Genomic DNA, 12,857 nt, shown 5'->3' with positions numbered 1-12,857 from the left:
ATGCGCATACACAATTCCCAAAGACGCGCAATGAACTGGAGGAGAGTCATGACGCAAGCGCCCCGAAAGACGCCGGCCGAGCTGCGCTCGGCCCGCTGGTTCGCCCCCGACGACCTGCGCAGCTTCGGGCACCGCTCGCGGATGATGCAACTCGGCTACGCCGAGGAAGACTTCCGCGACAAGCCGATCATCGGCATCCTCAACACCTGGTCCGAGCTGAACTCCTGCCACAGCCACTTCCCCGAGCGCGTCAAGGACGTGAAGCGCGGCGTGCTTCAGGCCGGCGGCCTGCCGGTCGAGATGCCCGCGCTTTCGGTCGACGAGAGCTTCAACAAGCCGACCTCCATGCTCTACCGCAACATGCTGGCGATGGAGACCGAGGAGCAGATCCGCGCCCACCCGCTCGACGGCGTGGTGCTGATGGGCGGCTGCGACAAGACCACGCCGGGCCTTGTCATGGGGGCGATCTCGGCGGGCGTTCCTTTCATCTACCTGCCCGCCGGGCCGATGCTGCGCGGCAATTACGCGGGCAAGATCCTCGGGTCGGGCTCTGACGCCTGGAAGTACTGGGACGAGCGCCGCGCCGGCAACATCACCGACGAGGAATGGCTCGGCCTGCAGGGCGGCATCGCGCGCTCGGCGGGCACCTGCATGACCATGGGCACCGCCTCGACCATGACCGCGATCACCGATGCCATGGGGCTGACCCTGCCCGGCGCCTCCTCGATCCCCGCGGTCGACTCGGGCCACCAGCGCATGGGCGCCGACTGTGGCCGCCGCGTGGTCGAGATGGTCTGGGAGGACATGACCCCCGAGACGATCATCACCCCCGCCTCGGTGCAGAACGCCGCCAAGGTCGCCATGGCCACCGGCTGTTCGACCAATGCCGTGGTGCACCTCATCGCCATGGCGCGCCGCGCCGGGGTCGATCTGACGCTCGATCACCTCGACGCGCTTGGCCGTGTCACGCCGCTGATCGCCAATGTCCGCCCCTCGGGCAAGGACTACCTGATGGAGGACTTCTTCTACGCCGGCGGCCTGCGGGCGCTGATGAAGCAGATGCAGGACATGCTCGACCTCAGCTGCGTCACCGTCACCGGCCGCTCGCTGGGCGAAGAGATCGCCAGCGCCGAGGTGTACAATGACGACGTCATTCGCCCGCTGTCGAACCCGGTCTACCACGAGGGCTCGCTGGCGGTGCTGCGCGGCAACCTCTGCCCCGATGGTGCGGTGATCAAGCCCGCCGCCTGCGACCCCAAGTACCACGTCCACGAAGGACCTGCGCTGGTCTTCGACAGCTACCCAGAGATGAAGAAAGCGGTGGACGACGAGACCCTCGATGTCACCCCCGATCACGTGATGGTGCTGCGCAACGCCGGCCCTCTCGGCGGCCCGGGCTTCCCCGAATGGGGCATGCTGCCGATCCCCAAGGCGCTGATCAAGCAGGGGCACCGCGACATGCTGCGGATCTCGGATGCGCGCATGTCCGGCACCTCCTACGGCGCCTGCGTTCTGCACGTCGCACCCGAAAGCTTTGTCGGCGGCCCGTTGGCACTGCTTAAAACCGGCGACATCGTGCGGCTCGACCTGCCGAACCGCCGTCTCGACATGCTGGTGGACGAAGACGAGATCGCCCGCCGCAAGGCCGAATGGACGCCGCCTGAACCGCGCTTCGAGCGCGGCTGGGGCTACATGTTCTCGCGCCACGTGACACAGGCCGACAAGGGCTGCGACTTCGACTACCTGGAACGCGATTTCGGCCGCGCGGCCGGCGAGCCCGACATTTTCTGAGGAGACACAGATGCTTGACCTCGATACCGCCCTCGCCGGCATTTCCGGCATCCTCGTCACCCCCTACGACGAGGCGGGCGACATCGCGCCCGGCAGGCTGACCCCGATCCTCGACCGCGCGCTCGGCGCCGGGCTGCACATGCCCGTGGTCAATGGCAACACCGGCGAGTTCTACGCGCTGACCACCGACGAGGCGATCACCATGGCCCGCGAGGTTTGTGCCATGGTGGACGGCCGCGCCCCGGTTCTGGCCGGCATCGGCCGCGGCATCCGCGACGCCTGCGAATTGGCCAAGGCCAGCGCCGAGGCAGGCGCCACCGCGCTGATGATCCACCAGCCGCCCGACCCCTTCGTCGCACCGCGCGGCACGGTAGACTACGTCAAGGCCATCGCCGACGCCTCGGGCGGGCTGCCGATGATGCTCTACCTGCGCAACGACGCGATCGGCACCGGTGCCATCGCCGACCTCTGCGCCGTGCCGGGCGTCAAGGGCGTGAAATGGGCCACCCCGAACCCGCAGAAGCTGGCCGCCGCCAAGGCCGCCTGCGATCCCTCGATTACCTGGGTGGGCGGACTGGCCGAGGTCTGGGCGCCAACCTTCTACGCGGTCGGCGCGCGCGGCTTCACCTCGGGGCTGATCAACGTCTGGCCCGAGCGCTCGCTGGCGATCCATGCCGCGCTCGAGGCGTCGGACTACGTCGAGGCCAACCGCCTGATCGGCGAGATGCAGGCCTTCGAGGACATCCGCGCCGAAGAGCTGAACGGCACCAATGTGACCGGCGTGAAGGCCGCCCTGCTGGCGACGGGCCTCGACTGCGGGCCGACCCGCCCCCCCTCGGCCTGGCCGCTCACGCCGGCGCAGCAGGACAAGCTTCAAACCTTCCTAGAGATGAGCGGGTTGATCTGAGCGGAGCGGGCCTTCAGCCCGCGGCAGACAGGCCCTCGATGCGGGCCACGATCAGGTCGTGGTCGGACAGCGGGGTGCCGTCGGCACCCAGCGAGGGCCGGATCTCGACCGGGCCGAGCGTCATCCCGCGCGCAAGGAACCAGTCGAGTTTCATTGCGCGTTCAGGCCAGCGGGTGATCAGGCTCGGACGGGTGGTCGTCTGCTCCTCCGGACCGCCGTGCATGCTGAAGCCGGCGGCGCGGGCGAGGTCGAAAAGCCCCTCGGCGCGCCAGTCGCCACCTGCATGGTTGCCGGTGTTGAGATCGCCGCCGATCAGCACCGGCAGGCCGGGAAACTCCGCATCCAGCGCGGCAATCAGCCCCGCCATCTGCCGGGCGCGATGGTCGGGACCACAGGCGCTTTCGAGGTGGGTCGAGACGGCAACGAAAGGCCCCTCCTCGGTCTCGACGCGCGCGCCGACCGCAATGCGCTCTCCGAGCCGCGGCTGCTCGTCATCGAAGAACCATTGCCGCTTGCCCCAGAGCCGCAGCGCAAAGGGTTCGTGCAGCGGGCCGCGCGCCATAAGGCCGTTGCCATGATAGCCGCGTGCATTGTGGCTGTCGTCGCAGAACTGGTGCTCGATGGGCGACCCGAGGCCCAGCTCAAGGAACTCCACCGCGTAGGCATAGCTCATGCCCCGCGCTCCGGCCATCTCGGCTGTGGTGTTGCGCTGCTTGGTGCGCGCCATGCCGTGGTCCATCTCCGAGACGAGCAGCAGGTCGCAGTCGCCCGCATGAGCGGCCGAAGCCTCGGGAAAGAGACAGCGTTCGAGGTTCCAGGCGCCCACGGTCAGCGGCATCGGCAGCCGCGCATGGGGCACGGCGCCGCCGACCTCGATCAGGCTCATGCCGCGCACCGTCTCCAAATGGGCGTCATGGCTCGCGACGCTGCGTGGCAGGTCACGGATGGCCAGCTCCGCCGGGCTGGGCGAAGGCAGCGCGGGACTGGTCTCGCGGATCACTGCGCGGGCTCCGCCACGCGGTGCAGCCGCGTCTCCATGCGCCGCCCGCTGCGCGCATCGAAGAGGTGCAGCCGGGTCGGATCGACGGCGATCCGGACGTCCGGACCAAGCGGCGTGTCGTGCTGGTCGATGACCGCAACCGCCTGATCGCCCACCATGCCGTGCACGATACGCTGCGCACCCAACTCCTCGACGTATTCGACCCGCATCCGCAGGCCGTTGGCCACGATCCGCAAATCCTCGGCACGCAGACCGAGCGTGACCGGCCCCGGCGCAATGCCGACACCGGCGAGCGCCTGCCCGGCCAGCAGCAGTTGCCCGCCCTCGATCTGCGCATCCAGAAGGCTCATGGCAGGTGCCCCGATGAAGGAGGCGACGAAGGTCGAGGCAGGCTTGCGGTAGACCTCGAGAGGCGCGCCGATCTGCTCGACCCGTCCGCCGTTCAGCACCACCAGACGGTCGGCGAGCGTCATCGCCTCGAGTTGGTCGTGGGTCACGTAAAGCGAGGTCGTCCCGAGCCGCTGCTGCAGCTTGCGGATCTCCATGCGCATCGAGACCCGCAGCTTGGCGTCAAGGTTCGACAGTGGCTCGTCGAAGAGGAACGCCTTGGGCTGGCGCACGATCGCCCGGCCCATGGCCACCCGCTGCCGTTGCCCGCCCGAGAGCGCGCGCGGCTTGCGGTCGAGGTACTGGCCAAGCTCCAGCATCCGTGCGGCTTCGGCGACGCGCTCCTCGATGACGGCCTTGCTCTCGCCGCGGTTCTTCAGCCCGTAGGCCATGTTGTCGCGCACGCTCATGTGCGGATAGAGCGCGTAGTTCTGGAACACCATGGCGATGTCGCGCTCGGCCGGGTCGAGGTCATTGACCCGCCGCCCGCCGATATGCACGTCGCCGCGGGTCACCGTCTCGAGCCCCGCCACCATGCGCAGGAGCGTGGACTTGCCGCAGCCCGAGGGGCCAACCAGAACGATGAACTCGCCGTCCTTGATGTCGATGTTCACGTCCGTGACGGCATCGACACCGCCCGCATAGGTCTTGCCGACCGACTTCAGAGTAAGCTCAGCCATTATTTGTCGCTTTCCGTCAGGCCCTTGATGAACATGCGCTGGAAGATCACCACCACGGCAACCGGGGGGACCATGGCCAGCACCGCGAGGGCAAAGGCTTCGTTGTAATCGGGGATCTGGCTGCCGACCCAGACCTGCAGGATCGACTTGATGCCGCGCATGAGCGTGTAGAAGCTCTCGTCCGTGGTCATCAGCAGCGGCCAGAGGTACTGGTTCCAGCCATAGATGAACATGATGATGAAGATCGCCGCCATCATCGTCTTCGACAGCGGCACCAGTATGTCGATGAAGAACTTCACCGGCCCGGCCCCGTCGATGCGCGCCGCCTCGAGCAGCTCGTCGGGCACCGAGCGGAAGAACTGCCGGAAGAAGAAGGTGCCGGTGGCCGAGGCCAGCAGCGGCACGATCAGGCCGGTGTAGGTGTTCAGCAGGTGCAGCTCGGACATGACCTGGTAAGAGGGCATGATCCGCACTTCCAGCGGCAAGAGCAGCGTCGCGAAGATCGCCCAGAAGAGCAGCGTCGCGAAGCGGAAGCGGAAGTAGACCAGCGCGTAGGCGGCCATCATCGACAGCGCGATCTTCCCGACAGCGAAGCCGAGCCCCATGATCAGCGAGTTGCGCAGCATCAAAAGGCCGGTGACGTCGCCGGTAAAGCCGCCGCGGTGGGTCAGCACCTTGGTGTAGGTCTCGATGCCATTGCCGCCGGGCAGCAGCGACAGGCCGTTGGAGTGGATGTCGATCGCCGCGTGGGTCGAGGACATCAGCGCCATCACCACCGGGGCGCAGAGAAACAACACGCCGAGGATGAGGATCAGGTGATCGAAGGGTTTGATCTTCTGCATGGGCTTATCCGTAGTGCACGCGGCGTTCGAGGAAGCGGAACTGCAACACGGTCAGCAGCGCCACGACGCCCATCAGGATCACCGACTGCGCCGAACTGCCGCCGATGTCATTGCCTTTGAACCCGTCGAGATAGACCTTGTAGACCAGCGTCATCGGGTTGTTGGCGGGCTTGTCCTTCACGATGACGTCGATGATCGGGAAGGTGTCGAACATCGTGTAGGTGATGTTGATCACCAGCAGGAAGAAGGCGGTGGGCGCGAGCAGCGGCAGGGTGATGTCCCAGAACCGCCGCCAGCCGGACTGCGCGTCGATCAGCGCCGCCTCGCGCACCGAGACGGGCACCGATTGCAGCCCCGACAGGAAGAAGATGAAGTTGTAGGGGATCTGCTTCCACACGGCGATGACGATCAGCGCGGTGGCGGTGTCCCAGTAGTTGATGCCGACCTTGAGGTCGTAGCCGAAGAAGGCCGCCAGATCCTTGAGCGGCCCCATGTGCATGTCGAAGAACATCATGCCGATCAGCCCGGCGACCGGTGGCGCGATGGCGTAGACCGAGATCAGCAGCGTCTTGTAGCTTTCGGCGCCGCGGATCACCTTGTCGGCCTTGACCGCCATCAGCAGGCCGATCCCCAGCGCCAGCGTCGTGACGACCACGCAGAAGAAGGCGGTGAAGGCGGCGGTGCCGAGGTATTCCGAGCTGTTCAGCGCGTCGGCGTAATTCTCCATTCCGACGAAGGTCGCGCCGAAGCCGAAGGGGTCCTCGAGGTAGAAGGAGGAGGTCACCGCCTGCACCGAGGGCCAGTAGAAGAAGATCACCACCACCGCGAGCTGCGGCAGCAGGAAAAGCCAGGGGGTGAGCGGGCGGTCGAACTGCACGCGCTTGGCGGGGTTGGCGGTCTCGCCGGACCACCAGGCGCGGAGGCGCGTGACCAGCGTCTGGTCGGCCTCCACCATGTTGAGCGGGGTATCGGTCACGGGCTGTGTCCTGATCGGGAAAGGCGCCGCCGCGCGGCGCGGCAATGGCATCGGGGCCCCGGGCAGCTGCCCGGGACCCCGGAACTCGGCGGAGCCGGTCCTTAGTTGGCGGTCTTGGCGAAGCGCGCGAGCAGCGCGTTGCCCTCTTGCTGGATGGTGTCGAAGGCCGCCTTCACCTCGGTCTCGCCCGAGAAGATGCGGTTGAACTCGCGTTCCATCACGGTGCGGATCTGCGGGTAGAAGCCCAGGCGGTAGCCCTTCGACCACTCACCGGTCTCCAGCATCAGCTGCTGGATGCCGACCTCGGCCACCGGCTGCTCATCGTAGTAGCCTTCCCCCTTGGCCATCTCGTAGGCGGCCTCGGTGATCGGCACATAGCCGGTGTTCTTGTGCCAGTAGACCTGCGTCTCGGGCGAGGTCAGGAACGAGAAGAACTGCGCGGTGCAGGTGTTCTGCTCTTCGGGCTTGCCGGCCATGGCGAAAAGCGCCGCGCCACCGATGAAGCTCTGGGTGCCGGCACCCTCGATGCTGTCCCAATAGGGCATGAACCCGGCGCCGAAGTCGAAGTCCGCCGATTTCTGCAACCCGCCGAAGCTGCCCGACGAACCGATCCACATCGCCGCCTTGCCTTCCTCGAAGGGCTTGAGGTTGTCGGCCCAGCCGGCGCCGTAGAAGCCGTAGAGACCGTCGTCGGCCCATGCCTTCAGCTTCTCGAACATCATCACCTGGTTCTCGTCGTTGACGATGATCTCGGTGCCCTGGGTCGCGTCATAGCCGTTGTTGTTCGTGGCGAACTGCTGGTTGTTCCGCGACTTGAAGTTCTCGACCATCATCCAGGTCAGCTGCGAGGCGGTCATCGGCAGGTAGCCGGCCTCTTTCAGCTTCGGGGCGACCTCTTCGAACTCTTCCCAGGTCTTCGGCGGCTGCACACCGGCCTTCTCGAAGGCCTCGGTGTTGAAATACATGATCGGTGCCGACGAGTTGAACGGCATGCCGATGAACTTGCCGTCGCTGTCGGCGTAGAAGTTCCGGACACCCGCGATGAAGTTCTCGCGGTTGAACTCTTCACCCGCGCCGGTGATCAGATCCTCGGCGGCAATCGTCGCGCCCTTGGCGGCGATGATCGTGGCGGCACCGGCGTCGAACACCTGCAGGATGTTCGGCTGTTCGCCCGAGCGGAAGGCGGCGATGCCCGACGAGAGCGCCTCTTCGTAGGTGCCCTTGGAGATCGGGGTCAGGTGGCAGGCGTCCTGCGCGGCGTTGAACTGCTGCGAGATCTCGTTGATCACCTCGCCGTTGCGCCCGCCCATGCCGTGCCACCAGGTGATGTCGGTAGCGGCGAATGCGGTCGAGGCGAGCAGCATCGAGCCGATCGCCATTCCGGTGGTCTTGAACATGTGGTGTCCCCCGTTCTTGTTCGGCGACGGGGTAAGCGCGATCTGTGACGGCTATGATACCACGGCATGACGTTTGCATGACGTTATACCATCGCGGGGCCGCGCGCTGCCCGGCCTTGCGGCCGGGCATCGAGTGTTCAGCGCCAACCGAGGGCCGGGGCCACGTGGGTCAGGATATTCTCGATCACATGGGTATTGTAATCGACGCCCAGCGAGTTGGGGATGGTCAGCAGCAGCGTGTCCGCCTCTCTGATGCCCTCGTCGCCCTTCAGCTGCTCGATCAGCTTGTCCGGCTCGTCGGCGTAGGAGCGGCCGAAGATCGAGCGCTGCTGTTCGATGAAGCCCACCGAATCCTGCTCCTTGCCGCCGCGGCCGAAATACATCCGGTCCTCGTCGCTGGTGATGGCAAAGATCGAGCGGCTCACCGAAACGCGCGGCTTGCGCGAATGACCCGCCGACTTCCATGCCTCGCGGTAGGCGCGGATCTGCTGCGCCTGCTGGAGGTGGAAGGGTTCGCCGGTCTCGTCGTCCTTCAACGTCGAACTTTGCAGGTTCATGCCCAGCATGGCGGCCCATTCGGCGGTCTTGTTCGAGCCCGCACCCCACCAGATGCGGTCCTTCAGCCCCTCGGAATGGGGCTCGAGCCGCAGTTTGCCCGGCGGGTTGGGGAACATCGGGCGCGGGTTCGGCTCGGCGAAGCCATGGCCCTCGAGCATCTGCAGGAACACCTGCGCGTGGCGGCGTCCCATGTCGGCGTCGGTTTCATCCTCGGCCGGACCGTAGCCGAAGTAGCGCCACCCCTCGATCACCTGCTCGGGGCTGCCGCGGCTGATGCCCAGCTGCAGGCGGCCCCGGCTGATCAGGTCGGCGGCCCCGGCATCCTCGGCCATGTAAAGCGGGTTCTCATAGCGCATGTCGATGACGCCCGTGCCGATCTCGATCCTTGATGTGCGGGCACCCACCGCGGCCAGCAGCGGGAAGGGGCTGGCGTGCTGGCGTGCGAAATGGTGCACGCGGAAATAGGCCCCGTCGAGCCCCAGTTCCTCGGCGGCAACGGAAAGGTCGATGGCCTGAAGCAGGGCATCGGAAGCGGTGCGCGTGGCCGAGCCGCGCTGCGGTGACCAATGTCCGAAGGACAGGAAGCCGATTTTTTTCATAGCGATACTCCTCGGGCTGTTGCGGCAGGGGAAACACCCGGCTGCCGGTCCCGTTTGGTGCATAGCTAGTCATTGTGCGCCCCCTCCCGCAACCGTGCGCGCTGTTTGCCCAAGCGCAGGACCTGTGCGCTCGCGGCGCATCCGGGCGGCGGCTTCCGCGCTTCGCGCGACCCGAAAGCCGGGTTGCTGCTCAGACCAGCCCCAGCATCAGCGGGATCAGCACCAGCGCCGCAAGCACGGCGGTCTGCACCGCCAGCATTGCGATGGCCGTGCCGCCCACGTCGGCGAGCTTGGCGAGCGAGGTCTTCATGCCCACCGCGGCCACCGCGGTGACCAAAAGCGCGCGCGACAGGGCCGAGGCGGGCTCGATCACCGCCTCCGGCACCAGGTGGAAGGAATTCAGCGCCGCCAGCAGCAGGAAGGCCGCGACGAAGCCCGGCAGCAACGGCGGTCGCGCTTCGGCGGCGGGGGCATGGCGGCGCATGGCCAGCGCTCCGATCAGCACAACCGGGGCCAGCATGGTCACCCGGATCAGCTTGACCACCGTGGCAATGTCGCCGGTCTCGTCCGAGACCGAATAGCCCGCGCCCACAACCTGCGCCACGTCGTGGATCGTGCCGCCAAGGAAAAGACCCGTCAGATGTTGGTCGAGCCCGAGCGACTGGGCGAGGATGGGGTAGACGATCATCGCCACCGTCGAGAAGGCGGTGACCGAGATCACCGTGAACGACAGGTCCCGCTCTGCGGTCTCGCGCTGCGGCAGGATCGACGAGATCGCCATCGCCGCCGAGGCCCCGCAGATCGCCACCGAGCCGCCGGTCAGGAAGCCGAAAGCGCGGTCCTTGCCGACGACCCGCGCCAGCAGGATCGAACCAAGGATGGTCACCGCCACGCAGAGTCCGATGATCAACACGAAGCCCCAGCCGATTTGCCGCACCATGTCGAGCGAGACGCGCAGCCCAAGCAGCGCCACGCCGATGCGCAGCAGCCCCTTGGCGGCGAAGGTGATGCCGGGGCCGGTATTTTCGTGCTCCGACAGGAAATGGAACGGGATGCCGAGCAGGATCGCCATCAGCATGACCGGCGCGCCGTAATGGTTCGACAGGAACTGCGCCGCCATCGCGAGCACGATCGCCAGCGCCGTGCCGGGGGCGAGGACCTTCGCGCGGGCGAGAAGCCGGCGGGGATCGGTAAGAGTGGCGGTGTGTGCGCTCATGTCCTGTCCTCGATGCGGGGCCGTGCCGCCCCTGCGGTCGTCCTGTGCTTCCGTCCTGCGCGTCCCAGGCGGAGCCGCGCCGGATCAGGCACGCCCGGCTTGGGGCGTGCCTGTCTTTGCCTGCTGTTACTCGATGTCGCTCGCGCGCTCGGCGTCCAGTTCCTCGGTCGCGGTTTGCACCGCCGCCTGCATGGCGTCGAAGACCTCTTGCCCGCCTTCGACATTGGCGGTGAACCACTCGTAGACAGGCTGTGCCGCCTCGGCAAAGGCCTGCTTCTCCTCGGGCGAGGGCACGTAGAGATCGCCGCCCGCCTCGGTGAATTCCTTGTAGGCCGGGATCGACTTGCGCTTGGGCGAGGCGAAGGTCGCCTGCTGCAACTGGTAGAAGCCATCGACCACCACCCGGCGCATGTCCTCGGGCATCGCCAGGAACTTCTCGTTCGACATCCACCACAGCGCGCCCATGTAGGCGTGGCCGTCGAGCGTGACGTATTTCAGTCCGGCCTCGGGGAACTTCATCGACATGATGTCGGTGATGCCGTTCTTGGTGCCCTCGACCACGCCGGTCTGCAGCGAGGTGAAAAGCTCGGGCCACGGGATCGGCGTCGGCGCGGCATCCAGCGCGCGCACCAGTTCCTGCGGCAGGTCGGCAACCACCGTGCGGATCTTCATGCCCTTGAGGTCCCCGGGCGTCTGCACTCGCTGCTTGGTGTTGGCGAAGTTGCGCCAGCCGCCGGTGTTGCCGATGGTCATCAGGCGGATCATGCCGCCGGAATCTTCCAGCGCCATCGACCGCATGGTGCGGGTGAAGTCGCCCGAGAGCACCTTCTCGGCCACCCGGTCATCCTGCATCAGGTACGGCAGGTCCAGCACCTGAACGTAGGGGAACAGCCCCGCCGCGCCGCCCGAGGTCGAGATGTAGACGTCGATCGAGCCGTCGGCCACGCCCTGCAGGCACTCGGCCCCGTTCGAGCAGAGCTGCGTGCCCATGTAGATCTCGACCGCGATCGCGCCGTTCGAAGCGCTCTCTACATAGGACTTGAAGACCTCGAGCCCGTCGTAATCCTCGTCGTTCTCGTTCGAGTTGGCGACCGCGCGGATGGTGTAGTCCTGCGCCATCGCCGGGATGGCGAGGGCCGTCGTGAGGGCCAGCGATGCCGCCAGCGTAAGGGTCTTCCTGAGCATGATATCCTCCCTGATAGCTCTGGATTTTCTTAGTTCGCGAACCCGGTCAGTCGCGGGATCGTCATGGAAATCGCGGGGAAATAGGTGATCAGGAAGATCACCACGATCTCGACCGCGAGGAATGGCACGATGGCCCTGGAAATCGTCGTCACCCGCTCGCCCGAGACCGCCGAGGCGACGAAGAGCACCAGCCCCATCGGCGGCGTCGCCAGCCCGACAGTCAGGTTCACGCACATGATGATGGCGAAATGCACTGAATCGACGCCCATGCCGGTGAACACCGGGCCGAGGATCGGTCCGAGGATGATGATCGCCGGGCCGGCGTCGAGGAACATGCCGACCGCGAAGAGCAGCAGGTTGATCAGGAACAGCAGCAGCAGCGGGTTCTCGGTCAGCGACAGGATGAAGTCGGCCATCTGCTGCGGCGCGTGCGAGAGCGACACCACCGTCTTGAACGACATGGCCGCGCCCACCAGCAGCAGCACCACCGCCGAGGTCAGCCCGGCGCGGCCCAGGACGTCGGGCAACTCGGCGAAGCGCAGGGTCTTCAGCACGAAGAGGCTTATGAAGAGCGCGTAGAACACTGCCACCGCCGCTGCCTCGGTCGGGGTGAAGACCCCTGCGAGGATGCCGCCGAGGATGATCACCGGCGTCAGCAGCGGGAAGAAGGCCTTGAGGCTCGCCTGCCCGCGCTCGCCCCAGCTGTACCGGCGCGAGGCGACGGGGAAGTCGTAGCGGTTGGCCATGACCTTGATCAGCAGCATCAGCCCGACGCCGACGAGGACCCCCGGCACCAGCCCCGCAAGGAACAGCGCCGCGACGCTCTCGCCCATGACGTAGGCGTAGATGATCATGATCCCCGAGGGCGGGATGATCGGCCCGATCACCGAGCTCGCCGCAGTGATCGCGGCGGCGAAACGGCGGGTGTAGCCCTGCTTCTCCATCGCCGGGATCAGCATCGAGCCGAGCGCCGAAGTGTCGGCCACCGCCGAGCCCGAGAGCCCGGCGAACAGCATGGAAGACAGCACGTTCACATGTGCCAGCCCGCCGCGCAGGTGCCCCATGAAGGCCTGGCTGAACTCGACGAGGCGATGGGTGATCCCGCCGCGGTTCATGATCTCGCCCGCCAGCATGAAGAAGGGGATCGCCATCAGCGGGAAGCTGTCCATGCCGTTGTAGAGGTTGCGGTAGAGCAACGTGATGTCACGCTCCTGCCCGTTCAGGAACAGAAGGATACCCGGCGCCGCCAAGAGGCCGAAGACCACCGGCAGGCCGATCAGCAGGAAGACAAGGAAGAGCGGAAGGAACCAGATCAGCAT

General features: G+C 66.5%; 11 protein-coding genes. 2 read left to right on the top strand and 9 right to left on the bottom strand.

Translation table 11 applies throughout. The features are described 5' to 3' along the window. Positions 1 to 48: 48 nt before the first annotated feature. Together araD and IQ782_RS05340 are read left to right on the top strand one after the other, a co-directional pair. Positions 49 to 1,791, top strand: coding sequence for an L-arabinonate dehydratase (gene araD, locus IQ782_RS05345; protein WP_194133596.1), 1,743 nt, complete (start codon positions 49 to 51; stop codon positions 1,789 to 1,791). Positions 1,792 to 1,801: 10 nt separating this feature from the next. Then, positions 1,802 to 2,698 (top strand): dihydrodipicolinate synthase family protein, encoded by an 897-nt coding sequence (locus IQ782_RS05340; protein ID WP_194133595.1) that lies wholly within the window; start codon positions 1,802 to 1,804, stop codon positions 2,696 to 2,698. A gap of 13 nt (positions 2,699 to 2,711) precedes the next feature. On the opposite strand, the gene IQ782_RS05335 is transcribed toward IQ782_RS05340, so the two are convergent. The 9 genes from IQ782_RS05335 to IQ782_RS05295 form a co-directional block, all read right to left on the bottom strand. Then, positions 2,712 to 3,698, bottom strand: a complete 987-nt coding sequence (locus IQ782_RS05335) for an endonuclease/exonuclease/phosphatase family protein (RefSeq protein WP_194133594.1) — start codon at positions 3,696 to 3,698, stop codon at positions 2,712 to 2,714. Then, entirely contained in the window at positions 3,695 to 4,765 is a 1,071-nt protein-coding gene (locus tag IQ782_RS05330) for a sn-glycerol-3-phosphate import ATP-binding protein UgpC (RefSeq protein WP_194133593.1), read from the bottom strand. The genes IQ782_RS05335 and IQ782_RS05330 overlap by 4 nt, the downstream gene beginning before the upstream one ends. Beyond that, positions 4,765 to 5,607: a sn-glycerol-3-phosphate ABC transporter permease UgpE gene (gene ugpE, locus IQ782_RS05325; RefSeq protein WP_194133592.1), complete on the bottom strand. Its 843-nt coding sequence runs from the start codon at positions 5,605 to 5,607 to the stop codon at positions 4,765 to 4,767. Before ugpE ends, IQ782_RS05330 begins: the two co-directional genes overlap by 1 nt. Before the next feature lie 4 nt (positions 5,608 to 5,611). Continuing rightward, a complete protein-coding gene (locus tag IQ782_RS05320; RefSeq protein WP_338092553.1) occupies positions 5,612 to 6,583 on the bottom strand; it encodes an ABC transporter permease subunit in 972 nt (323 codons plus the stop codon). 101 nt (positions 6,584 to 6,684) lie between these two features. Then, positions 6,685 to 7,980 carry an extracellular solute-binding protein gene (locus IQ782_RS05315; RefSeq protein WP_194133591.1) on the bottom strand — a complete coding sequence of 432 codons (1,296 nt, stop codon included), beginning with the start codon at positions 7,978 to 7,980 and terminating at the stop codon, positions 6,685 to 6,687. Positions 7,981 to 8,117: 137 nt separating this feature from the next. After that, positions 8,118 to 9,137 (bottom strand): LLM class flavin-dependent oxidoreductase, encoded by a 1,020-nt coding sequence (locus IQ782_RS05310; RefSeq protein WP_194133590.1) that lies wholly within the window; start codon positions 9,135 to 9,137, stop codon positions 8,118 to 8,120. Positions 9,138 to 9,327: 190 nt separating this feature from the next. Continuing rightward, positions 9,328 to 10,353 (bottom strand): YeiH family protein, encoded by a 1,026-nt coding sequence (locus IQ782_RS05305; RefSeq protein WP_194133589.1) that lies wholly within the window; start codon positions 10,351 to 10,353, stop codon positions 9,328 to 9,330. 126 nt (positions 10,354 to 10,479) lie between these two features. After that, positions 10,480 to 11,538: a TRAP transporter substrate-binding protein gene (locus tag IQ782_RS05300; protein ID WP_194133588.1), complete on the bottom strand. Its 1,059-nt coding sequence runs from the start codon at positions 11,536 to 11,538 to the stop codon at positions 10,480 to 10,482. Positions 11,539 to 11,567: 29 nt separating this feature from the next. After that, the gene (locus IQ782_RS05295; RefSeq protein ID WP_194133587.1) at positions 11,568 to 12,857 is read right to left on the bottom strand and encodes a TRAP transporter large permease; all 1,290 of its coding nucleotides are present in this window, start codon (positions 12,855 to 12,857) and stop codon (positions 11,568 to 11,570) included.

Origin of the sequence: Salipiger mangrovisoli (assembly GCF_015223355.1) — a bacterium.
GTDB classification, from domain to species: domain Bacteria; phylum Pseudomonadota; class Alphaproteobacteria; order Rhodobacterales; family Rhodobacteraceae; genus Salipiger; species Salipiger mangrovisoli.
This window is presented reverse-complemented; position numbering and strand designations above follow the sequence as displayed.